This is a genomic window from Streptomyces sp. NPDC048442, assembly GCF_040651475.1.
Classification (GTDB): domain Bacteria; phylum Actinomycetota; class Actinomycetes; order Streptomycetales; family Streptomycetaceae; genus Streptomyces.
On record NZ_JBEZKB010000017.1, the window covers coordinates 1 to 22,760 of the forward strand.

The 22,760-nt window shown below is 71.6% G+C and carries 22 protein-coding genes; 6 read left to right on the forward strand and 16 right to left on the reverse strand.

All coding sequences use genetic code 11. The features are described 5' to 3' along the window. Positions 1-102 precede the first annotated feature (102 nt). From AB0D18_RS24030 to AB0D18_RS24045, 4 genes are all read right to left on the reverse strand, one after another. Positions 103-1,155 (reverse strand): 6-phosphofructokinase, encoded by a 1,053-nt coding sequence (locus AB0D18_RS24030; protein ID WP_362422060.1) that lies wholly within the window; start codon positions 1,153-1,155, stop codon positions 103-105. Between the two features lie 79 nt (positions 1,156-1,234). Then, positions 1,235-1,879 carry a response regulator transcription factor gene (locus tag AB0D18_RS24035; RefSeq protein WP_362422497.1) on the reverse strand — a complete coding sequence of 215 codons (645 nt, stop codon included), beginning with the start codon at positions 1,877-1,879 and terminating at the stop codon, positions 1,235-1,237. Between the two features lie 68 nt (positions 1,880-1,947). Next, positions 1,948-3,180 carry a DUF5931 domain-containing protein gene (locus tag AB0D18_RS24040; RefSeq protein WP_362422062.1) on the reverse strand — a complete coding sequence of 411 codons (1,233 nt, stop codon included), beginning with the start codon at positions 3,178-3,180 and terminating at the stop codon, positions 1,948-1,950. An 83-nt stretch (positions 3,181-3,263) separates the two neighbouring features. Next, positions 3,264-4,055, reverse strand: coding sequence for a lysophospholipid acyltransferase family protein (locus AB0D18_RS24045; protein WP_362422065.1), 792 nt, complete (start codon positions 4,053-4,055; stop codon positions 3,264-3,266). A gap of 262 nt (positions 4,056-4,317) precedes the next feature. Here AB0D18_RS24045 and AB0D18_RS24050 point away from each other — a divergent pair, with 262 nt between their 5' ends. Together AB0D18_RS24050 and AB0D18_RS24055 are read left to right on the forward strand one after the other, a co-directional pair. Next, positions 4,318-5,097: an alpha/beta fold hydrolase gene (locus AB0D18_RS24050; RefSeq protein WP_362422067.1), complete on the forward strand. Its 780-nt coding sequence runs from the start codon at positions 4,318-4,320 to the stop codon at positions 5,095-5,097. Beyond that, a complete protein-coding gene (locus AB0D18_RS24055) occupies positions 5,090-5,716 on the forward strand; it encodes a hypothetical protein (protein WP_362422070.1) in 627 nt (208 codons plus the stop codon). Before AB0D18_RS24050 ends, AB0D18_RS24055 begins: the two co-directional genes overlap by 8 nt. 139 nt (positions 5,717-5,855) lie before the next feature. On the opposite strand, the gene AB0D18_RS24060 is transcribed toward AB0D18_RS24055, so the two are convergent. The 6 genes from AB0D18_RS24060 to AB0D18_RS24085 all read right to left on the reverse strand — a co-directional run bounded on the left by AB0D18_RS24060 (position 5,856) and on the right by AB0D18_RS24085 (position 11,072). Then, positions 5,856-6,599 carry an endonuclease/exonuclease/phosphatase family protein gene (locus AB0D18_RS24060; RefSeq protein ID WP_362422072.1) on the reverse strand — a complete coding sequence of 248 codons (744 nt, stop codon included), beginning with the start codon at positions 6,597-6,599 and terminating at the stop codon, positions 5,856-5,858. Between the two features lie 75 nt (positions 6,600-6,674). Further along, entirely contained in the window at positions 6,675-7,616 is a 942-nt protein-coding gene (locus tag AB0D18_RS24065; protein ID WP_362422075.1) for an ROK family glucokinase, read from the reverse strand. 77 nt (positions 7,617-7,693) lie between these two features. After that, entirely contained in the window at positions 7,694-8,218 is a 525-nt protein-coding gene (locus AB0D18_RS24070; RefSeq protein ID WP_362422077.1) for a DUF5304 domain-containing protein, read from the reverse strand. A gap of 139 nt (positions 8,219-8,357) precedes the next feature. After that, positions 8,358-9,659, reverse strand: a complete 1,302-nt coding sequence (locus AB0D18_RS24075) for an ArsA-related P-loop ATPase (protein ID WP_362422500.1) — start codon at positions 9,657-9,659, stop codon at positions 8,358-8,360. Between the two features lie 57 nt (positions 9,660-9,716). After that, positions 9,717-10,163, reverse strand: a complete 447-nt coding sequence (locus AB0D18_RS24080) for an SRPBCC family protein (RefSeq protein ID WP_362422079.1) — start codon at positions 10,161-10,163, stop codon at positions 9,717-9,719. A gap of 132 nt (positions 10,164-10,295) precedes the next feature. Beyond that, positions 10,296-11,072: a metallophosphoesterase gene (locus tag AB0D18_RS24085; RefSeq protein WP_362422082.1), complete on the reverse strand. Its 777-nt coding sequence runs from the start codon at positions 11,070-11,072 to the stop codon at positions 10,296-10,298. Between the two features lie 301 nt (positions 11,073-11,373). Here AB0D18_RS24085 and AB0D18_RS24090 point away from each other — a divergent pair, with 301 nt between their 5' ends. After that, positions 11,374-13,170, forward strand: coding sequence for an AMP-dependent synthetase/ligase (locus tag AB0D18_RS24090; RefSeq protein WP_362422085.1), 1,797 nt, complete (start codon positions 11,374-11,376; stop codon positions 13,168-13,170). A gap of 120 nt (positions 13,171-13,290) precedes the next feature. On the opposite strand, the gene AB0D18_RS24095 is transcribed toward AB0D18_RS24090, so the two are convergent. Then, entirely contained in the window at positions 13,291-14,433 is a 1,143-nt protein-coding gene (locus AB0D18_RS24095) for a glycosyltransferase family 4 protein (protein WP_362422088.1), read from the reverse strand. A gap of 96 nt (positions 14,434-14,529) precedes the next feature. On the opposite strand from AB0D18_RS24095, the gene AB0D18_RS24100 reads away from it, so the two are divergent. After that, entirely contained in the window at positions 14,530-15,855 is a 1,326-nt protein-coding gene (locus AB0D18_RS24100) for a glycosyltransferase family 87 protein (protein WP_362422091.1), read from the forward strand. Here the strand turns inward: AB0D18_RS24100 and AB0D18_RS24105 are convergent. The 5 genes from AB0D18_RS24105 to AB0D18_RS24125 form a co-directional block, all read right to left on the reverse strand. Then, the gene (locus tag AB0D18_RS24105; RefSeq protein ID WP_362422094.1) at positions 15,831-17,069 is read right to left on the reverse strand and encodes a hypothetical protein; all 1,239 of its coding nucleotides are present in this window, start codon (positions 17,067-17,069) and stop codon (positions 15,831-15,833) included. The two genes, AB0D18_RS24100 and AB0D18_RS24105, sit on opposite strands and share 25 nt — an antisense overlap. A gap of 96 nt (positions 17,070-17,165) precedes the next feature. Continuing rightward, a complete protein-coding gene (locus AB0D18_RS24110) occupies positions 17,166-18,200 on the reverse strand; it encodes an NlpC/P60 family protein (protein ID WP_362422096.1) in 1,035 nt (344 codons plus the stop codon). A gap of 275 nt (positions 18,201-18,475) precedes the next feature. Then, a complete protein-coding gene (locus AB0D18_RS24115; RefSeq protein ID WP_362422098.1) occupies positions 18,476-19,510 on the reverse strand; it encodes an NlpC/P60 family protein in 1,035 nt (344 codons plus the stop codon). Between the two features lie 278 nt (positions 19,511-19,788). Beyond that, complete coding sequence (locus AB0D18_RS24120) at positions 19,789-21,150, reverse strand: NYN domain-containing protein (RefSeq protein WP_362422502.1); 1,362 nt, start codon at positions 21,148-21,150, stop codon at positions 19,789-19,791. A gap of 69 nt (positions 21,151-21,219) precedes the next feature. Then, positions 21,220-21,465, reverse strand: coding sequence for a hypothetical protein (locus AB0D18_RS24125; protein ID WP_362422100.1), 246 nt, complete (start codon positions 21,463-21,465; stop codon positions 21,220-21,222). A gap of 200 nt (positions 21,466-21,665) precedes the next feature. On the opposite strand from AB0D18_RS24125, the gene AB0D18_RS24130 reads away from it, so the two are divergent. Both AB0D18_RS24130 and AB0D18_RS24135 read left to right on the forward strand, forming a co-directional pair. Beyond that, positions 21,666-22,427: a rhomboid family intramembrane serine protease gene (locus AB0D18_RS24130; RefSeq protein WP_362422103.1), complete on the forward strand. Its 762-nt coding sequence runs from the start codon at positions 21,666-21,668 to the stop codon at positions 22,425-22,427. Next, entirely contained in the window at positions 22,424-22,705 is a 282-nt protein-coding gene (locus AB0D18_RS24135) for an Lrp/AsnC ligand binding domain-containing protein (RefSeq protein ID WP_266654824.1), read from the forward strand. The genes AB0D18_RS24130 and AB0D18_RS24135 overlap by 4 nt, the downstream gene beginning before the upstream one ends. Positions 22,706-22,760 lie beyond the last annotated feature (55 nt).

The window sequence follows — 22,760 nt, forward strand, 5'->3', positions numbered from 1 at the left end:
CGGCAAGGTGTACGGCGTCGTCTTCGCCAAGTCCCTGGACGACCCGCAGACGGGGTACGCACTGACCGCGCCGGCACCGGGCCCGAGCCGCTGCGGGGCCGTTCAGCCGAAGAAGACCTCCGCCTCCGCGTACAGCCCCGGCGGCACCGTCTTCAGCTTCGCCGTCGCCTCCCCTATCGGCACCCGCACGATGTCCGTGCCCTGGAGCGCCACCATCGTCCCGAAGTCCCCGTCGTGGACCGCGTCGATCGCGTGCAGCCCGAAACGGGTGGCGAGCCAGCGGTCGAAGGCGCTGGGCGTGCCGCCGCGCTGGACGTGCCCCAGGACGGTCGTACGGGCCTCCTTGCCGGTCCGCTTCTCGATCTCCTTGGCCAGCCACTCCCCCACGCCCGACAGCCGTACGTGCCCGAAGGAGTCCAGCGTGCCGTCCTTCAACACCATGTCGCCGTCCTTGGGCATCGCGCCCTCAGCGACGACGACTATCGGGGCGTACGAGGACCGGAAGCGCGAGGTGATCCAGCCGCAGACCTGCTCGATGTCGAAGCGCCGCTCGGGCACCAGGATGACGTTGGCACCGCCCGCGAGTCCGGAGTGCAGGGCGATCCAGCCGGAGTGGCGGCCCATCACCTCGACGACGAGGACCCGCATGTGGGACTCGGCGGTGGTGTGCAGCCGGTCGATGGCCTCGGTGGCGATGGAGACGGCCGTGTCGAAGCCGAAGGTGTAGTCGGTGGCGGAGAGGTCGTTGTCGATGGTCTTGGGGACGCCGACGCAGTCGATGCCGTACTCGCCGGACAGCCGGGCTGCGACGCCGAGGGTGTCCTCGCCGCCGATCACGATCAGCGCCCCCACGCCGCGGCGGGCCATCGTCTCCTCTATGAGGCGGACGCCGTCCTCGCCGTCGGTGAGGGGGTTGGTGCGCGAGGAGCCGAGGACGGTGCCGCCGCGGGGCAGGATGCCGCGGACCGACTCGACGTCCAGGCGTACTGTGCGGTGGTCGTCCAGGAGGCCGCGCCAGCCGTCCCGGAAGCCCACGAACTCGTACCCGTAATTCTGTACGCCCTTGCGGACGACTGCGCGGATGACCGCGTTGAGCCCCGGGCAGTCACCGCCCCCGGTCAGAACTCCGACTCGCCTGGCAGTGTCTGTTTTCAACTGCTGGTCCCTTCCACGCGCCGCGCACTGGGACCCACCAAGCTAGAGCGCCCGCTCGGGCGTCGTCGAGACCGCGCCCTCAGGCGTCGTCGAGACCGCGCTCGATCGCGTACCGCACCAACTCCACACGGTTGTGCAGTTGGAGCTTGCCGAGGGTGTTCTGCACGTGGTTCTGGACGGTGCGGTGGGAGATCACCAGACGCTCGGCGATCTGCTTGTACGAGAGTCCCTTGGCGACCAGCCGCAGCACCTCCGTCTCGCGGTCGGTGAGCTGCGGGGCCTTCGGCTCGTCGGCCGCCGCGGGGGCCGGGTCGGAGGCGAGCCGCCGGTACTCGCCGAGCACCAGCCCCGCGAGGCCCGGGGTGAAGACCGGGTCGCCGACGGCGGTGCGGCGGACCGCGTCGCACAGCTCCTCGGTGGAGGCCGACTTGAGCAGGTAGCCGGTCGCCCCGGACTTCACCGCTTCCAGTACGTCGGCGTGCTCGCCGCTCGCGGAGAGCACCAGGACCCGCAACTTGGGGTCGGCGCCGACCAGTTCCTTGCAGACCTGCACGCCGGGCATGCCCGGCAGGTTGAGGTCGAGGACCAGCACGTCGGGTACGACGGCCTGGGCGCGCCGCACCGCCTGCGGGCCGTCCCCCGCGGTGGCGACCACGTCGAAGCCGGCGGCGGCCAGGTCGCGGGCGACCGCGTCCCGCCACATCGGGTGGTCGTCGACGACCATCACCTTGATCGACTGTGCGTCGCGGTCCGCCTGCGTCTGCTGCGTCTGCTGCTGTTCGGTCACTTCACTCATCGTTTCGTCTTCCCCCGTGGTTCGCGCACCGTTCGCGGAACCTTCAGTTCAACTTCCGTGCCCTGCCCCGGAATCGAGAGCAGTTCGGCGCTGCCGCCGAGTTCCCGCAGCCGTCCGCGGATCGACAGGGCAACGCCGAGGCGCCCCTCCCCCTCGGCCTGCGCGAGCCTGCCTTCCGGGATGCCGGGCCCGTCGTCCCGTACCGTCACGATCACTTCGGCCGGCTCGTCCTCGATCAGGATCCAGGCCTGGGCGTCCGGACCGGCATGCCTGCGGACATTGTCCAGGGCGGCGCTCACGGCCGCCGCCAGCTCCATGGCCGCAGCGGGTTCGAGGAGCACCGGAGCACCCGGTTCCGCGAAGGAGACCTTCGCCCCGGCGTGCGGGGCGAGCAGCGAGCGCAGGTCGACCGGGCCACTCGGGCCTTCGGGCTCGTCGACCTCGACCCTGCGGACCACCGCGCCCTGCGAGGCGTCCTCGGAGGCCCGTGTGGTGGGGACCAGGCCGCTGGAGACCAGGGTGCGCAGGGCGACTTCCTGTTCCCCCGCCATCCGGCCCAGTTCGGCCGCCTCGCCGCCCAGCGCGCTGGCGCGGCGCTGCACCATGGCGAGCACCTGGAGGACGCTGTCGTGGATGTCCCTGGCGAGGCGCTCGCGCTCGCGGGTGGCGGCCTCGATCTCCAGGGCGCGGGCGAGCGTGCGCTCGGAGGCGCGGGCGACCTCGACGACGTACCCGATGGCGATCGAGGCGACCCACACGAGCAGCACGTTGTGCAGGGTGTCCCGGCTGGGGGTGCCGCGCTCGATCAGGTTCGCGGCGGCGACGAGCGTGGAGGCGAAGGCCGCCCACCGCCAGCCGCCCTTGATCGCGTACGCGAGGACCGACCCGGCGGCCCATATGGTCGGCAGCGTCGGCCCGTCGATCTGCTGCGCCTCGAAGTTCGCCAGCGGCGTGAGGAGGATGCCGACGAGCGCGACGGCCAGGTCGGCGCCGAGGAACGGCTTGGTACAGCTGGCCGCGTTCGCCACCCTGGGGAGCGTGGCGAGGGTCCAGAGGGCCATCACCGCCAGATAGGCGATCGCCACCCAGGGGCGCTCGAACTCGTCCCTGGTGAACACGTACAGCAGCACCGCATAGAGCATCGTGAGCACGCGATAGCCGGTGAGCGCGCGCCACAGCGGCTGCTCGACCGACATCCGTACGACCCGCTCGCGCTGAGCCTTGGCCATTTCCCCCACCCCTGGACGGACGCCTCTTGCGGGCCGGACGGCCCTTGCGACGGACGACGCCGCCCGTCGCCTGAACGTTCCGCCTATGCGGCCTTTTCCGCCTGCGCGGCCTTTTCCGCCTTCTCCAGCTCGGCCTGGGCGGCCTTCTCGGCCTTCTCCAGTTCTGCCTTCTCCGCCTTGGCCGCCTTCTCCGCGTCCGCGATCTGCCTCTTCGCGGCGGTGGCGTAGATGTCGACGTACTCCTGGCCGGAGAGCTTCATGATCTCGTACATGACCTCGTCGGTCACCGAGCGCAGGATGAAGCGGTCGCCGTCCATGCCGTGGTAGCGGCTGAAGTCGAGCGGCTTGCCGATCCTGATGCCGGGACGCATCAGCTTGGGGACGACCTTGCCGGGCGGCTGGATCTTCTCCGTGTCGATCATCGCGACGGGGATCACCGGAGCGCCGGTCGCGAGCGCCACGCGCGCGAGGCCGCCGGGCTTGCCGCGGTACAGGCGTCCGTCCGGGGAGCGGGTGCCCTCCGGGTAGATGCCGAACAGGCCGCCGCCCTCGATGACCTGGATGCCCGCCTTGATCGCCGCCTCGCCCGCACCGCGTGCGCCGGAGCGGTCCACCGGGAGCTGACCGACGCCCTTGAAGAAGGCGGCGGTGAGCTTGCCCTTCACACCGGGCGAGGTGAAGTACTCCGCCTTGGCGATGAAGGTGACCTTCCGGTCCAGTACGGCCGGCAGGAAGAAGGAGTCCGAGAACGACAGATGGTTGCTCGCGAGGATCGCCGGCCCGTCCGCGGGAATGTTTTCGAGGCCCTCCACCCAGGGCCTGAAGGCGACCTTCAGGGACCCTCCGATGGAGAACTTCATTGCGCCGTAGATCAACGTGTGCCTTCCCTTGTCTGTCGAAAAGACCATAACCCGTGTGCGGCCTGCGCTCTCTCCCGCGCGCGTGCCCGTGCTCGGCGGCCCTGCCCGCGGGTACGTTCCCGTGCCTGCCGGTCCCGCGGGCGGGTACGGCCCTTGGGCCGGAGGGTCGACGGACCTGGTCGGTGTCGGTCCGGTCGCGTACGGTGAAGTCATCTTCAGCACCCCCCTCGCGTTGCCCCGTTTCCGCCCCGTCCGTCCTCATGAACAGGAGACCCCGGTGCCGGTCCTCCCTGGAGCCGAGCCGTTCCGCCACGAGGGCGGAGAGGTAGGCGTCCTTCTCTGCCACGGCTTCACCGGTTCCCCGCAGTCGTTGCGCCCCTGGGCCGACCACCTGGCCGAGCGGGGGCTGACGGTGTCCCTGCCACTGCTCCCCGGCCACGGCACGCGCTGGGAGGACATGCAGCTCACCGGCTGGCAGGACTGGTACGCCGAGGTGGACCGCGAGCTGCGCGCCCTGTCGGAGCGCTGCACGCAGGTCTTCGTCTTCGGCCTGTCCATGGGTGGCGCGCTCGCGCTGCGGCTGGCCGCCAAGCACGGCGACGCGGTCGCCGGGATCGTGGTCGTCAACCCGGGCAACAAGGTGCACGGCCTCGCGGCCCACGCCCTGCCCCTCGCCCGTCATTTCGTACGCACCACCAAGGGCGTGGCCGACGACATCGCGCTGGAGGGCTCCCACGAGGTGGGCTACACCCGGGTCCCGCTGCACGCGGCGCACTCGTTGCGGAAGTTCTTCCGTCTGGTCGACGGTGAGCTGCCGCAGGTCACGCAGCCGTTGCTGCTGCTGCACAGCCCGCAGGACCATGTCGTGCCGCCCGCCGACTCGGCCCGTGTCCTCAGCCGGGTCTCGTCGGCCGACGTCACCGAGATCCTGCTGGAACAGAGCTACCACGTGGCGACGTTGGACCATGACGCGAAGCGGATTTTCGACGAGTCTCACGCGTTCATCGGCCGCCTCGCTCCGAGCATCGGGAAGAAGGGGAGCACTGCTGGTGGCTGAGCACAACGCGGAGCGCGCGGACCGCGAGGAGGAGCGGGAGCCGGAGGCCGTCACGGGCGGCCGGAAGGACGACGCCGCCACTCCTCTGGACGAGGCCGCTGTCTGGGAGGCGATCGTGGCGGGGTACGGGGACGAACCGCCGGACCCGCCGGGGGCGAAGCCCTTCAAGTCGGTGGACGACCTGGCGCGGATGGAGGACGGGGTCAACGGCGACGGGCCCGCCAAGTCCGGGGCCGATTCCGATTCCGGGCCCGGTGCGGTGAAGGACCGGCCGCTGGGCAGTTCGGTCGTCTTCGCCCCGGGCGTCGGTGCGGCCGGCCCCCGGGACTTCGCCCCGGCCGAGGCGCAGGACGACGATCTGGACGAGTCCGACGAGGGGCACTTCGTGCCGCCGGACCCTGATCTTCCGGAGGCCGACGTCACGTCCAAGTTCGCCTGGCTGGCGGTGGTCGGCGGTCCGCTGCTGATGCTCCTGGCGGTCGTGCTGGGCTGGGACATGACCTGGTGGCTCCAGGTCCTGGGCATCGGCGGCTTCCTGGGCGGCTTCGGCACGCTGGTGGCACGGATGGCCCACTCGGACGAGGAGGACGAGGACCCGGGCCGCGGAGCGGTGGTCTGAGGCCGACCGGACGGGCGTGCGAGGACGGCCAACGGGCTGAGGGGCAGGCAGTTAGGGGCGCGGGGAACTGCGCGACCAGCCACGACGCACCCGCACGATGCCCACCTCCCCGAGCCGTCCGCACCCGCACCCGCACCCGCTACCGCACCCCCGGCACCCGCAATGCCGCCAGGACCGGCAAGTGGTCCGTGGCGGCCCGCACATCCGCCTCCGGCAGCTCCGGCACCCCGCACCCCAGCACCTCCACTCCCGCCGTCGCGAAGATCGCGTCGATCCGCTGGTGCGGGTTCTCCGGCACGGACGTGTACTCGCCGCCCCACGGCGCCATCGCCCAGCAGTCCTGCAGGGAATCCGCCAGCAGGCGGAACGACCGTCCGTCGGGGCGGTCGTTGAGGTCCCCGCCCGCGATCGCGTGGGGGACGTCCATCCGCTTCAGCTGATCGAGCAGCAGCCCCGCCTGCGCGTACCGCTCCTCCCCCTGGAGGCTCAGGTGGCAGCTCAGCACCCCGAGCCGTGCGTCCCCGATCCGTACCACCGCCGTCGCGAATCCCCGCTGGTGCAGGCCGGGGGTGCGCGGCAGCAGCACGTCCTCGGTCCGTTCCACCGTCGCCCGCAGCGAGCACAGCAGCATCGGGCCCGCCGCCGTCGCCCCGCCGCCCAGCACCACCAGATCGCTGTGCGCGGCCAGCCAGGCGGCCTTCTTGCGCCAGCGGAAGAAGCGCGGCGCCTCCTGGATCAGTACGAGATCGGGCTCGCAGGCCCCGACCACGCGGGCCAGCGCGTCCCGGTCGTCGCGCATCGAGCGGATGTTGTAGCTGAGGACGCGCACGACGGCCGAGCCGTCGGGTTCCGTGACGGACGGGGGCAGAGGATCGGTCGCCATGCGGGTCAACATAGACCGGTGCCCGCCGTGTCCTGAAGAGGACGCGACGGGCACCGTACGCAAGAGGGAAGGGACTCAGCCCTGACGTGCCAGGTCCGCCGCGCCCACCAGCCCGGCCTCGCCGCCGAGCTGCGCCGCGAGCACCTGGGCGTGCGGCCGCCACTGGCCGCCGATCAGCCACCGCCGGAACGACTTGCGGATCGGGTCCAGGACCAGTTCGCCCTCGTCGGAGACTCCGCCGCCGACGATGAACGCGGACGGGTCGAACAGCGAGGCCAGGTCGGCCAGGCCGGAGCCGGCCCAGCGGGCCAGCTCGCGGAAGGAGTCGACCGCGACCGGGTCGCCCTGCCGGGCGGCGGCGCTGACGTGCTTGCCCTCGATGCCTTCGACCGTGCCGTCACCGAGGCCGAGCAGGATCTCGGCGTTCTCGGGAGTGGCGTTGGCGCGCTGTTTCGCGTAGCGGACGAGCGCGCGGCCCGACGCGTACTGCTCCCAGCAGCCCTGGCTGCCGCAGCCGCACAGCAGACCGTCCGGGACGACCCTGATGTGCCCGAACTCGGCGGCCACGCCGAAGCGTCCGCGGCGCAGCTTGTTGCCGATGATGATGCCGCCGCCGAGGCCGGTGCCGAGCGTGATGCAGATGACGTCCTCGTGGCCCTTGCCGGCCCCGAACTTGTACTCGCCCCAGGCGGCCGCGTTGGCGTCGTTCTCGACGACGACCGGCAGGCCGACGCGCTGCTCGACCTTGTCCTTGAGCGGCTCGTGACGCCAGTTGATGTTCGGGGCGAAGAGCACGGTGGCGCGCTTGTCGTCCACGTAACCGGCGGCGCCGATGCCGACAGCCTCGATGCGGTGGCCCGTACTGACCTCGGAGACCGCCGCGGAGATCGCGTCGACCATGTCCTCGGGGGTCCCCGGTGTCTTCACCTTGTACGTTTCGAGGATCTGTCCCTCTTCGTCGACCACTCCGGCCGCGATCTTCGTGCCGCCGATGTCGACGCCGATGGTGAGTCCCATGTGTCCCTCAGTTTTAGGTCGAACCCCGCTCGGAGCCAGAGACAGGCTCCACGGGCCACCGTACCCGAGGAGGGGTCTCAGTCGAGGTCGATGTGTTCACCTTTTGAACGGTCATCGGGGTCATCCGGCCCGCCTTCGGATGACTTGGGCGACTTGTCCATGTCCTCCGACCGGCCGTCCGTACGCCCTGCGGAATCCGTGGACTCCTTTGTCCAGCGCTGCTCGTGTCCGGCAACTGCCGACCTGTAGGCGGCAAGAAGCTCGTTCCCCGCGGCCGCGAGGTGGTCGAAGACCTGCGGGTTGCGCTCCACGACCGGCTCGACGACTGCCTTCGCCTGCTGAACGAACTGCTGGGCGATCTGCTGGGCCGCTCCCTGCGCGGCCATGTTGAGCAGCGGCGACTGGAGCGAGGAGACCTTGTCGGCGAGCGCGTCCATCAGCCGGCGCAGTTCCTCGGCGGCCGATCCGGACTGCGGTCCGTGCTGTGCGCGGCGGCAGGCCTTCTCGGCGGCGAGGTCCTCCTCGCAGGCCGTCGCCCACGCGTCCGCGTCGTACGCCTGGGACGCCTGGAACTCGTCGGGGCGGTCGGTGGCTTCGCTCATGGCGCACTCCTGCGACGCGGGGTGAAGTAACGGATCCGTACGCCTTCGACGTTACCCGAACAGCGGTACGCCGTTCATGGCCTCGTCACCCCTTCGCCGCCGGTCGTCCCGGCCACGATCGGCCGCGCACGGCAGGCGGTCACCGCCCCTGCGGCCACAGCCCCGGGTCGGGCGTGAAGCGCACCCGCAGCACGCCGTCACCGAGGGCGGCGCCCGACACCGTGCACCTGCGCAGCGCGGACGGCAGCCGCAGTATCCGCCTGAACTGCCCGGCGGTCAGGACGAGTTCGTCGCCGCGCCGGACGAGGCCGAGCTCGCTCTTGGTCGCACCGGGCAGCGGCAGGTGCCACACCAGTACGCCGTCCTCGGCGAGCCGGTCCTCGACGGTGCGCTCCGGGACACCGGCCGCGAGAGCGTGCCCCGTTTCGTACGAGAGCAGCGCCAGGTCCTGTGCGCCGTGCGGGGCGCGTCCCAGGTGGGGCAGTTCGCGTACCGGCTGCGGGCCCTCGTGCACCTCTTTGAGGTGCTCCTGCTGCTGTGCGGAGAGCGCGGCGAGCCAGGGGTCGGGGGAGGCGGTGGGCAGCATCCGGTTGGCGACGACCGCGTCCAGGGGGAGGCCGTGCAGTGCGAGCCCGAGGCGGGCGGTGCGCAGGGCCCCGGCGGCGGCCGGCCCCGGTTCGACGACCAGGCGCACCGACAGGGCGGGGTTCTCCACCACGGCCTGGGTGGCGGCCAGTTCGGCCTCCCAGCGGGCGCCCGTCTCGTACAGCCACTGGGCGGGCATCGGCACCCCGGCGAGCTGCGCCAGCATCGGCCGCAGCGAACGGGCTGCCTGCCGCTCGGGCGGCAGCAGCCTGCGCAGATAGCGGCGCAGCTGGGCCGGCAGTGCGAGGGCGGCGAGGGCGGTGTGTGTCGGCGGCATGTCGACCACGACCAGGTCGTACGGGGCGCCGTGCGCGGAGGACTGTGCGCCGCACACGGCCCGCAGGGTCCTGAGCAGCGCGAGCGGTTCGGCTCCGGGAAGTTCGGTGAGCTCGTCGGCGTCCAGGGCGGTGGCGCCGAGGAGGTCGAGGGCGGTGGTGGCGCGCTTCTGGAGGGCGGCCAGTTCCGTTCGGAAGTCGTCGGCGGCGTCGATGCGCGCGACGAACAGGTTCGGAGCCGCCTCAGAAGAGGACGTCCCAAGAGAGGCGGTCTCAAGAGCGGCGGTCTCAAGAGCGGCCGTCTCAAGAGAGGCCGCCTCGAAGGGCGCCACCTCAAGAGGCGACGGCGGGCCGGCGGATATCGCGCCGACGGACATCCCCAGGGCCGCCCCCAGAGTGTCCTCCCGGTCCGTGCCGAGGAGCAGCACGCGCGCACCCTCGCGGGCGGCGGCGAGGGCGGTCGCGGCCGCCACCGTGGTGCGGCCCGCGCCGCCGGGACCGGTGACCAGGACCGTACGCACCACGCTCATGCCAGAACTCCACAACTCCAGAAATGCAGAACGCCCGTACCCCGCAGGTCAGTTCGCGGCGCCGGACTCGACGCGCTTCTTCAGACCGGCCAGCGCGCGGTCGATGATGACCTTCTCGGCCTTGCGCTTGATCATGCCGAGCATCGGGATCTTGACGTCGACGGTGAGCTGGTACGTCACCTCGGTCGCGCCGTCCGGGGCGGCCGCGAGGCGGTACGAGCCGTCCAGGGCGCGCAGCATCTGGGACTTGACGAGGGTCCAGCTGACCTCGTTGTCGCCGGTCCAGGTGTAGGCGAGGGTGTGGTCGTCCTTGATCGCGCCGGCGTCGAGCACCAGGCGGACCTTCTCGGCGCGGCCCTTGCCGTCCCTGGCCTGCACCTCGGCCTCCTTCACCTCACCCGTCCAGTCGGGGTAGCGGTCGAAGTCCGCGATGACGGCCATGACGTCGGCCGGTGCCGCCTTGATGATGATGCTAGAGCTGGTGTGTTCCGCCATCGCGATGGCTCCTCAAGGTGCGGACCGGGGTGGGCTGGCTGGTGCGTGCCGCGTGAAGGCTATCGTGACCGGCCCCGTCCACCGCCCCAGGGCTCCGGCGGCGCACCCCTTCACCGACCGTGGGCCGGGCCTTCACCACTCCAGGGCCCAGGGCCTTCCGGTGGAGGCGAAGTGCCCGACGTTCACGCACTCGGTCGCCCCGATCCGCATCCGGCGGGCGAGCGGCTGGTGGACGTGCCCGAACAGGGAGTAGCGGGGCCGGGTCCTGCGGATCGCCTCCAGGAGGGCGCCGCTGCCGCGCTCGAAGCGGCGCGCCACCGTGTCGTACACCAGCTCCGGGACCTCGGGCGGGATGTGCGAGCAGAGCACGTCGACCTCGCCGAGCGCCTCGACCTTGGCCGCGTACTCCTCGTCGCTGATCTCGAAGGGCGTGTTCATCGGGGTGCGCAGCCCGCCGCCGACGAAGCCGAAGACCAGGCCGCCGATCTCGACGCGCTCCCCGTCGAGCACGCGGGTGCCGGGGCTGACGGTACCCGGACCCGCGAAGTCCGGCCAGAGCGTCGGCATGTCGACATTCCCGTACGTGGCGTACGTCGGCTCCGGGAAGGCGGCGAACATCTCCGCGTACTGCTTGCGCACCGCGGCGTCGGTGGCGGCCTCCCGGTCGAGGCCCGCCCACAGCCGGCGGCTCAGCGCGCGGGCCTCCTCGAAGCGGCGGGCGGTGCGCAGTTCCACGATGAGGTCGGCGTTCTCGGTGCCGAAGAGGTCGGGGAAGATTCCGCGCGAGTGGTCGGCGTAGTCGAGGAACAGGACGAGGTCGCCGAGGCAGATCAGCGCATCGGCCCCGTCGCCCGCGCGGGCCAGGTCCGCCGCGTTCCCGTGCACGTCACTCACCACATGAACTCGCATGGCGGTCAGCCTAGAACCCCGGCCGATCGCCGGGTAGGGCCGGTCACGGCCACGGGCCGACCGGCTGGACCTGCGGTTACTTCCGAGTCGCCCCCGGGGTGGATTACTGTGCGGTAGGCGCTGCCCGAACAGTGTGACGCAGCGTACATCTGGCCGGGACCCCCTATCGGGAACCGAGTACTCGTGGGTAACGTCCGGGCAGTCCAGTCGTGCTCATCCCCCACTGAGCACCTGCCCGACCTTGGACCGCAGCCGGCTCCACACTGATGTGGCGACCGGTGCCTGATGAGGAGCAGCAGTCTTGCGCGAGTTCAGCCTTCCGGCTTTGTACGAGGTCCCCTCGGACGGCAATCTGACGGATCTCATCCGCCGCAACGCCGCTCAGCACCCCCAGACCGCGGTCATGGGCCGCAAGGTCGCCGGTACGTGGACCGATGTCACCGCCACCCAGTTCCTGTCCGAGGTGCGGGCCGCCGCCAAGGGCCTGATCGCCGCCGGCATCGAGCCGGGCGACCGGGTCGCCCTGATGTCCCGCACCCGCTACGAGTGGGTGCAGCTGGACTTCGCGATCTGGAGCGCGGGCGCGGTGACCGTGCCCGTGTACGAGACCAGCTCCGCCGAGCAGGTGCAGTGGATCCTCGGTGACTCCGGCGCCGTCGCCGTCCTCGTCGAGGGCGAGGCGCACGCCGCCGCCGTGGAGTCCGTACGGGAGCACCTGCCCGCCCTCAAGCAGGTGTGGCAGATCGAGGCCGGTGCGATCGAGCAGCTGAACGCGCTCGGCGCGGACGTCTCCGACGAGACGGTCGACGAGCGCAGCGCGGTCGCGGGCGCCGACGACCCGGCCACCATCGTCTACACCTCGGGCACCACCGGCCGCCCCAAGGGCTGTGTGCTCACGCACCGCAGCTTCTTCGCGGAGTGCGGCAACGTGGTGGAGCGCCTGAAGCCGCTGTTCCGCACCGGCGAGTGCTCGGTGCTGCTGTTCCTGCCCGCGGCGCACGTCTTCGGGCGGCTCGTCGAGGTGGCGTCGGTGATGGCGCCGATCAAGCTCGGCTGCGTACCGGACATCAAGAACCTCACCGACGAGCTGGCCTCCTTCAGGCCGACGCTGATCCTCGGTGTGCCGCGCGTCTTCGAGAAGGTCTACAACTCGGCGCGCGCCAAGGCGCAGGCCGACGGCAAGGGCAAGATCTTCGACAAGGCCGCCGACACGGCGATCGCCTACAGCCGCGCGCTCGGTACCCCCGAGGGTCCGGCGCTGGGCCTGAAGCTCAAGCACAAGGTCTTCGACAAGCTGGTCTACAGCAAGCTGCGCGCGGTGCTCGGCGGGCGCTGCGAGTTCGCGATCTCCGGCGGCGCCCCGCTGGGTGAGCGCCTCGGCCACTTCTTCAGCGGCATCGGGTTCACGGTCCTTGAGGGCTACGGGCTCACCGAGTCCTGTGCGGCGACCGCATTCAACCCGTGGGACCGGCCGAAGGTCGGCACGGTCGGGCAGCCGCTGCCCGGTTCGGTCGTGCGGATCGCCGACGACGGCGAGGTCCTGCTGCACGGCGAGCACATCTTCAAGGGGTACTGGAACAACCCCGCGGCCACCGCCGAGGCGCTGACCGACGGCTGGTTCCACACCGGTGACATCGGCACCCTCGACGAGGACGGCTACCTCGCGATCACCGGCCGCAAGAAGGAGATCATCGTGACGGCGGGCGGCAAGAACGTCGCCCCGGCCGTCATCGAGGACCGCATCCGGGCGCACGCGCTGGTCGCGGAGTGCATGGTGGTCGGCGACGGGCGGCCGTTCGTCGGCGCGCTGGTCACCATCGACGAGGAGTTCCTCGGCCGGTGGGCCGCGGAACACGGCAAGCCCGCGAACTCGACGGCGGTGACGCTGCGGGACGACGCCGACCTGCTCGCCACGGTGCAGAGCGCGGTGGACGACGGGAACGCGGCGGTCTCCAAGGCGGAGTCGGTGCGCAAGTTCCGCATCCTGCCGACCCAGTTCACCGAGGAGGCGGGTCACATCACGCCGTCGCTGAAGCTGAAGCGGAATGTGGTGGCCAGGGAGTTCGCCGACGAGATCGAGGCGATTTACAGCGCGTGACGCTGGGCGGGGCGGGGGCGTCGTGGCGCATCTGCGGGTTCGTTGTGGCTGGTCGCGCCCACGCGGCGGAGCCGCATATCGACAGAGCCCCGCGCCCCCGAGGGGGGCGCCCGCGCGTCACTACAGCAGGGCCTTGAGCTTTTCGGCCAAGAGGTCCCAGCGCCATTTTTCCTCGACCCACTCCCGGCCGCGCTCGCCCATCCGGCGGCGCAGGTCCGGGTCCTGGAGCAGGGTCACGATGCGCTCGGCCGACTCGGCCGGGTCGCCGCCGCGCACCACCCAGCCGGTCTCCCCGTCCAGTACGGCGTCCGGCGCGCCCCCGGAGTCGCCCGCGACGACCGGCAGCCCGGTCGCGGACGCCTCCAGGTAGACAATGCCGAGGCCCTCGACGTCGAGTCCGCCCCTCCGGGTCCTGCACGGCATCGCGAAGACGTCGCCGGCCCCGTAGTGCGCGGGCAGCTCCGCCCAGGGCACCGCCCCCGTGAAGCGCACCGAGTCGGCGACCCCGGTCTCCTGCGCCAGCTGGTGGAGGTCCTTCTCGTACGGCCCGCCGCCGACGATCAGCAGTACGGCGTCCGGCACCGCACGCAGGATCTGCGGCATCGCCTCAATGAGGGTGTCCTGCCCCTTGCGCGGCACCAGCCGGGACACGCAGACCACCACGGGCCGGTCGGTGAGCCCCAGCCGGGCGCGGACCGCGTCGCCGCCCGAGCCTGGGTGGAAGGTCTTCTCGTCGACGCCCGGCGGCAGCTGGACCATCCGCCCGGCGGCCTCGGGGGTGAGCGCGGCGGCGATCCGTGAGCGCGTGTACTCGCCCAGATAGGTGATCGTGTCCGTACCCTCGCCGATCCGCCCCAACAACTGCCGGGACACCGGGAGCTGGGCCCAGCCCGCTTCGTGTCCGTGGGTGGTGGCGACCAGCCTGCGGGCCCCCGCACGGCGCAGCGCCGGTGCCATCAGCCCGAGCGGCGCCGCCGCCCCGAACCACACCGAGGTGCAGCCGTGCTCCTGGAGCAGCTGCGTGGCGCGCCGGGTGACCCGGGGCGTCGGCAGCAGCATCGTCGTACGGTCCCGCACCACCGGGAACGGCTGCTCCGCGTCGAAGGCCGCGGTCGCCTCCGCACCCTCGCGCCCGCGCTTCCAGGTGGACGCGTAGACGACGAGCTGCCCGGGGTCCAGCCGCAGCGCCATGTTGTGCAGGAACGCCTGGATGCCGCCGGGGCGCGGCGGAAAGTCGTTGGTCACGATCAAGGTCTTGTCCATCGCCGCCGACAGTACCGGGCGGCCCCGGGTCATCGCCCAGGCACGTCCGCGCCCTGCATCATGTCCCTACCGAATTCGCCCCGGACAAGGATGGTCATGACAGCGAGCGGCACCGGACGCCCCGGCCTCCCGGCCCTGCCCGTCGTACGAGCCGTACCTCTCGTACGCCCCGTACCCGTCGCCCCCGTCGCACTGTGGGTCGTCACCAGGACCCTGCTGCTGCTCTGCGTGTTCAAGGTGCTGGTCTTCCCGGGACCCGACGTCACGACCGACGTCTCGGTCATCTACCAGGGCTGGTACGAGGTGCTGAGGACCGGCACCTTCCCGCTCGACGACGTCACCTGGCAGTACCCGCCGGCCGCCGCCCTCGCGGTCCTCTCCCCCGGGCTGCTGCCGTTCCTGGACTACGCCCACGCCTTCTTCGTCCTCGCGTTCCTCGCCGACGCCGTGGTGACGGGGCTGCTGCTGTACGCGGGCCGCCGCCCCGGCAAGCGGATGGCGGGCGCCTGGGTGTGGATCGCGGGTCTCGCGCTGCTCGGGCCCACCTCGTACGCGCGTTACGACGTGATGGTCGCCGCCGTCGCGGTCGCGGCGCTGCTCGCGGGGGCCCGCAGGCCGCGCGCCATGGGGGCCCTGGCGGCGCTGGGGGTACTGCTGAAGGTCTGGCCCGCCCTGCTGCTCGCGGGGACCGCACGCGGGCGTACAACCCGTACGTCGTGGACGGCGTTCCTAATCACCGCGCTCGCCCTGGTGCTGCTGTTCTCGGCGGCGATGCCGGGTGCGCTCGCGTTCCTGAGGTTCCAGCGGGACCGGGGCACCGAGGTGGAGTCGCTGGGCGCGCTGGTCTTCCACGTGGCCAGGCACTTCGGCTGGGAGGGCGAGGTGCTGCTGAACTACGGCTCGGTGGAGTTCCTCGGCCCGTACGTGTCCCTGGTGAGCACCCTCGCGATGGTGCTGACCGGGCTGGTCTTCGGATGGCTGCTGGTGTGGCGGCTGCGGGCCCGGCTGTTCACCGCGTCGACGGCCTGCGACGCCGCCTTTGTCGCGGTGCTGCTGTTCACCACGACGAGCCGGGTGATCAGCCCGCAGTACCTGCTGTGGCTGGTGGGTCTCGCGGCCGTCTGTCTGGTGTTCCGGGGCAGCCGGATGGACCGCCCCGCGCACCTGGTGCTTGCGGCGACCTTCGTCACCTGTCTCGAATTCCCCGTCTGGTTCTCGCACGTGGTCGCCAGTGACGCCCTGGGCGTGCCGCTGCTGTTCGTCCGCAACGGCCTGCTGGTGGCGGCGACGGTGCTGGCCTGCCGCACCCTGTGGCGGCACACGGTCACCGAACCGGCGGGCGCCGTGCGGCCGTTGCCCACTCAGCGGCACGTGCCCGCCGGGAAGGCGGCGGAGCGTCAGCCGAGCTCGGCCCGCAAGTAGGTGCGCCACTGTGCGGTGAACGCCTCGGGGCCGGTGCCGAGTTCACTGTTCAGCGCGTTCTCCACCGCCCCGTCGCGCTGCGGGTGTCCGCCGACGGCGCGGTAGAACGCGAGGAGCTTGTGCTCGCCCGACCGCTCCGCGATCATCCGGCAGGCCAGCCAGCCGCCCTCGTACGCCCCTGCCAGCCGCTCCGCGTCCCCGCTGAACCCGAAGTCCCCGTCGCCCGGCAGCGCGGCGGGCGGCCCGTCCCGCAGGACGGTCCGCCGCAGCTCGGGCGCGACCTGCGCCGGGGTGCGGTCGCTCTCCCGGTACGCCACCCAGTCGGCGAAGCCCTCCGACAGCCACATGGGGGTCGACCCGGTGGTGGCCGTACGGGTGGCCACGTGGGTCGTCTCGTGGGTGAGCACGACCTCCTGCCCGGCCGCCCCCAGCACCCCGTACGCCTCCGGGTTGACGATCACCCGGTCCGCCGAGGTCCGCCGCCCGCCGCCGCTCGCCCCGGTGGTGACGGCGGCGATGCCCCGGTACCCGGCGGCCGGCGCCCCGAGCAGCGCCCCCATCCCCTCCAGTGTCGGCGGTACGAGCAGCACCTCTTTGAGGTCGCGCTCCCCGGCCCAGGCACGTGCGACGGCGGCCGCCGCCCGGTCGGCGGTGTCCGCGATCGAGCGCAGCCGCTCCCGGTCCTGCCCGGCGCCCAGGACGACCGCCCGCTTCCCGCGCACCGCGGTCACCGGCCCCTGCTGCCAGATCTCCTGCGCGCCGACCTGCCGGGGCCGGTCCCCCGCCACGTACCACTGCCCCGCGCGGCGTACGAGGTCGACGAGGCGGGCGGTGACGGCGGGCACCGTGTCGTATCCCGCGATCCGGTGGCGCAGTTCCACCTGCGCGGTGGCGAGTCCCGCGCCGGTCCGGTCGAGCCCGGTCAGTCCGTACTCCCAGGAGGCCAGGGGCACCCCCGCCAGGTGGTCGAACTCCTGCCGCTGCCTGTCCCGCAGACCTGCGGCGCCCGGTTCGAGCACACCCAGGAAGGCGGCCCGGTCGCGGCCGAGGAGGGCGGCGGCCCGCCGCTCAAGCAGCCGCCGTACGTCACGGGAGGCGGTGTCGGCCGGGGCGGGCGGGGCGGCGCAGGACCCCGCGAGGAGCCCGCCTGCGCCGAGCCCCAGGGCGAGCAGCGCCCGCCGCCCGTACCGTCTGCCGCCCGTGTGACCTGCCATTGCGCGATCGTACGGCGCGAAGCCCGAGCGGCGGGACGTACGGCTGATGGCTGCGGCGACGCAGGGCTGATGGCTGCGGCTGCGTACGGCCCCGGCTCAGACCCGGGTCACCGAGGAGACCGGCATCATGCCCACCGGGTCGTAGCGCACCGGGGCCCCCGGGTAGGGCGCGTGCACGACCTGTCCGTTGCCCATGTACATCCCGATGTGGCTGGCGTCGTCGCGGTAGGCGACGAGGTCGCCCGGCTGCGCCTGGTCGAGCGAGACCTGCCGGCCGGCGTACCGCTGGGCCTGCGAGGTGCGCGGCAGGGAGACGCCCGCCTGGCTGTACGACCACTGCATCAGGCCCGAACAGTCGAACCCCGACGGCCCGTTGGCGCCCCAGACGTACGGCTTCCCGACCGCGTTGCGGGCGGCCAGCACGGCGGCGGCGGCCCGCGACGACGAGGGCATGATGCCGGACATCTCGGGCATCGAATCGCGCCCGCTGCGGTTCGCGCGGTCGAAATCGGCGCGCTCGGGGGCGGGCAGCGCCTGGAGCATCCGGCGGGCCTCGGCGAGCTTGTGCTCGACGGTGCGCTTGTGGCGCGAGACGACGGCCCGGCTGCGGTCCAGCTCGGCCAGCTTGCGGGTGGCTTCGGCGCGCTCCTGGTCGAGCCGGCGCTGGGCCTCGGTGAGTTCGTGCAGCCTGCCCGCGTTGCGGGCGCTGATCCGGTCGAGGGCGGCCGCCTTGTCGAGGTAGCCGTCCGGGTTCTCGGACAGCAGCAGCGACACCGACGGGTCCATGCCGCCGGACCGGTACTGGGCTCCGGCCAGCTGGCCGAGCACACCACGCATCTGGTTGATCCGCTCCTGGCCGCGGGCGGTGCGGTCCCGCGCCCTGCCGACCTCCTGGCGGAGCGTGCCGGCGCGCTCGTTGGCCTGGTTGAACTGCTCGGTGGCCTTCTCGGCCTGCGCGAAGAGCCGGTCGACGGTGGTCCGGGTGGCCGTGGCCGCTCCTGCGCCCACCGGGTCGGCGACGGCCGGGGCGGCCCCGAGAGCCGCTGCCGCGGTGGCCGCCGCGGCGGACAGGACGGTGACCCGGGTGCTCTGTGTGAGCCCGGACTGCGAGGGACGACGGTGTGACGCCACAGGAAGCCGCACTCCTTCCACTACTGGGTGGCAGCGCCCTGCCGCCCGGACGGGCGGCCTGCTCGATGGTCACTGCGCTGGCAGACAGTAGCGGGACGGTCACACGGCGGCCAAAGACCCCGGCGCACACGAAAGGGCCCCGGACAGCACGACGCCCCGCCGGTGACCAGGTCATCGGCGGGGCGGGCAGTCAGCATGGGGTGCGGCAATTCGCCCGAACGGGCGGTGTGTTCGGAGCGGCGGCGTCACGCCGGCCTCCGCGCGGCGGCGTCGCGTCAGCCTCCGACGCGCACTCCGTACATGTACGGGCCAAGGTACTTCATGTCCTCGATGCGGACGTTGGCACCCGGGTACGGGGCGTGCAGCGACATGCCGCCGCCGGCGTAGAAGCCCACGTGGTTGAGGTTGTTGAAGAAGACCAGGTCGCCGGGGCGCAGGTCGGCCTGGTTGTAGATCTTCGGGCCGGCGTTCACCTGGCTGAACGTGCTGCCGCCGACCGTCACGTTGACCTGCTGGAACGCCCAGTAGACCAGCCCGGAGCAGTCGAACGCGTTGGGGCCCTTGTTTCCCCAGTCGTAGGGCGCGCCTATCTTCGTCCTGGCCTGGGCCATGGCGGCGGCACCGATGCCGGAGGCGGCCACCTCGTTGCCGAGGTCGGCGCGGTCGCTCGCGTCGCGGCTGGCGCGCTCTTCCTTCTTCTCGATGGCGGCGCGCTCGGCGGCGGTCAGCGTGTTGTACAGCTTCTGCGCCTCGGCGAGCTTGCTCTGGATCGCCTGCTTCTTCTCACCGAGCTCCTTGCGCACGGCGGAGAGGTCCGCGAGCTTGCCGGATGCCTCCTCGCGCTGCTGTGCGAGGGTCCGCTGCTTCGCCTGGATCTTGCGGAGCGACTCGGCCTGCTTGCCGCTCAGCTGGTCCATGGCCGAGGCGCGGTCCAGGAACTGGTCCGGCTCGGAGGAGAAGAAGAGCTGGAACGAAGGGTCGATGCCGCCGGACCGGTACTGGGCGGTGGCCAGTGAACCGAGGCCCTTGCGCATCTCGTTGAGTTCGCCCTGACCGCGGGCCGCCGAGTCCTGGAGGTTCTTGACCTGCTTCTCCAGGGTTCCCTGCTTCTCCTTCGCCGAGTTGTACTTCTCGGTGGCGCCCTCTGCCTCCTCGTGGAGCGCGTCGACCTTCGCCTTGACTTCCTTCTTGTCGGGCTTGGGCGCGGCGTTGGCCGCCTGGGAGGACATGACCACGGCAGCGGCGGCGGTCACGGTGAGCGCAGTCACACGGAAGCGGCTCGGCTGCTTGGGACGACGGTGGGACGCCACGGAGGCGAGCTCCTTCTTCCTCAGCCGCCGACCAGCGAGGTTGGCGGGGCCCTCCACTGATACTCCGGATGAGTGATCAACCGCGCGAAGGTTCGAGCCCAGACCTTAGTGACCTTCTTGTGATCAGTTCAAATCCTCACAGGAAAAATCTCGCCCTCGCGGCACATTCATTACTCGCGTCACACGCTGTGTCATGGGGAGTTGACAGAAAGCCAGCGTTGAGCCGCTTCAATTCGGGCATTGCATACGGAAGTTGGGCAACACACTCCCGACTTCCGTTAAACGCGCGAAAGCCTCTTCAGCAGCATCGCCGAAGCGACCGGCCTGGCACCGGACTTCGCGACCCCGTCCGCGACCTCGCGGTCCGTGGAGACCACGATCATCGGCCGCCCGGTCGGCTCGGCCCGTACCAGCTGACGGATCAGCTCGTCGGCCGTCACGCCCGCCTTGCTGAACAGCACCCGCACCCCGCGCGGCGGTGCGAGCAGCACCGGAGCGGCCAGCTCCGCGCCGTCGAAGACACAGGTGACCTCGGCGCCGGTCGCGGCGGCCAGCATGGAGAGACCGCCGAGCAGCCGCAGCCGCTGCTTCTCCAGCGGCATCGTCGGATAACCGGTCTTGGTCACGTTGTAGCCGTCGACCACCAGGTGCGCCTGCGGCAGCGCGAGCAGCTGGTCCAGGACGGCCGGGTCGGTGTCCGAGAGAGCCCGTGCCGCGATGTCCTTGGGCGACATCCGCCCCGGCTCGACCGCGTCCACGGTGTCCGCCGGACGCACGCTGGACGGCGGCAGGGCAAGCTCTCGACGCAACCCCTGGGCGGCCTCAAGGACCGTGTCCAGGAGCAGCCGCAGCCGCATGTCCTCGACACTGCGCCCCTCCCGGACGGCACGGCGCCCCGCCTCGGCACTCGCCTCCGCCTCGCCGAGCCTGGCCCGCAGCCGCCGTGTCTCCGCCTCGGCGGCGGCGACCTGGGTGGCCGCCTCGCTGCGGATGCCGTCGATCTCGGCCTGGTTCTTGCGGAGCGCCGCCTCGCCGCGCTTGACGTCGCTGAGGGCGCCGCGCAGCTTGCGCTGGGCGGCGTCGGACTCCCTGCGGGCGCTTTCGAGTTCGGTGCGCAGCCGCTCGGTCTCCGCCTTCGTACGTTCCCGGGCGTCGGCCAGCTCGGCGCGCAGCTGCTCCAGCTCCTGCTGGGCGGCCTCGTCGGCGCGCTCGGCGTCGGCGCGCTGCACCTCCTCGCCCGCGGCGGCCACCAGCTTCACCCAGCCGACGGGGCGCAGGACGTACGCCGCCGCCGCGACGTCGACTGGTTCGGCGGCGGCGGGCGGCGACCCGGCCTCCAGCGCGCCCGCCAGCTCGGGCTGCGCCTCGCGCAGCCGTTCGCCGATGCGCTGCCGGAAGACCGGGTCGCTCTCCAGCGCCGCCGCCATCGCGTTGCCCGCGAACTTGGCGCGTCTGGTGGGGGTGAACCGGGCGTACTGCCTCAGCTGGGCCGGGAGTTCCGCGACACTGAGGCCGCCGAAGGCGTCCGAGACCAGCGTCACGACCCGTCGTCGCACGCCCTCCGGCAACGGGCGGTCGAGCACCTCTGCGGCGTCGTCGGCCGGGCCGGCCGGCTCAGCGCCGCTTGCAGGCTCCACAATCCGTCACCCCACTACCTTCCATACCCTCACGGGTACTGCCCTGCCGGGCACCGGTACTCCCAGGGTCACCTAGGAGACGGCGTCCGGCCTGTCCACCAATTCGATTTGGTCCACCGCGTTGCACCAGCGGCAGCGCACCGACTCGATGGTCTCACTGACCACCTCGCGTTCCTCCACCTTCGACTCTCCGGCCAGGTCGAGGTGGACGTACTCGACGACCTTCGACGAGCGGGTCACATCGAACCGGGTGAGATTTCCGCAGAGGGTGCAGCGCCACCGGGTACCGGCAGTCGGCAGGGGAACCGTCGTCGTCATGCGTACCGTCCTCTTCTCCAAGCGTCGTCACGCGTCTTCGACACGTGCCGTCGTACGTCGTTGCCGCGGTGCGCCGTCGAACTGCGGATACCCTGCGCGCAACCCTACGGCCTTAGGGGTACCCCGCGGGGAGGGCGGCCGACCCGTGAGACCGGCGGGGCAGCCCGAAAGGGCCCGGCCGTTGCGTCATGCTCGAACCCATGATCAAGGTCACGGCCAAGGCTGCCGGAACGGCTCGGGACGTCGCCGCCCGCTGGCAGGACCTCGCGCACGCCCCCGTCGTGACCTACGCCCTGATCGGCGTGTGCTGCGTGGTCTTCCTGCTCGGCCCGGCCTCCGGCTTCAACCCTTCGTACGGCACGGGCGACGCCCTCACCGCCGCGCAGAGCACGTACTTCGAGCGCTGGGGCGTCGTCCCCGAAGAGCTGGTGCGGGCCACCCCGCACTCCCTCGCCACCCCGTTCACCGCCCTCTTCGTGCACGGAAACTGGCTTCATCTGCTGGGCAACATGCTCTTCCTGTACGTCTTCGGCGCGATGACCGAAGAGCGCATGGGCCGCTTCGCCTTCGCCCTCTTCTACGTCGTCACCGGCTATTTCGCCCTGAGCGTGTACGCCCTGGTGCACGCGTCGTCCGACGAGACGCTGGTCGGGGCCTCGGGGGCGATCTCCGCCGTACTGGGCGCGTTCCTGCGGCTGTTCCCCCGCGCCCGGGTCACCAGCCTCTTCCCCTTCCTCCTCTTCCTCCCGCTGCGCTTCCCCGCCTGGATCGTGCTGATCTTCTGGTTCGTGCTCCAGTGGCTGGCCGCGCAGGGCCTGGGCACCGGCGCCGGCGTCGCGTACCTGGCGCACGTGGTGGGCTTTGCAGGCGGCTTCCTCTACGCGTGGGCGCGATATCGCCGTACGACTAGAGTGAAGAGCGCAGCAGCACCACCGGCCACCGAGGGAGAAAGCCAGCCGTGATCACCGCGATCGTGCTCATCAAGACCAGCGTGGACCGGATCCCCGAGATCGCCGAGTCGATCGCCGCGCTGGAAAGCGTCAGCGAGGTCTTCTCCGTCACCGGTACGTACGACCTGATCGCCATGGTGCGCGTCGGACGCCACGACGACCTGGCGGACATCATCCCCGGCTCCATCAGCAAGATCCCGGGCGTCGAGGGCACGGACACGCACGTCGCGTTCCGTACGTACTCGCAGCACGACCTGGAGGCCGCGTTCGCGATCGGTCTTGACGGCTGATTCTTCTACGGTACGAAAACGGCCGCCCCCTCACGCAGGGGGCGGCCGCATCCGT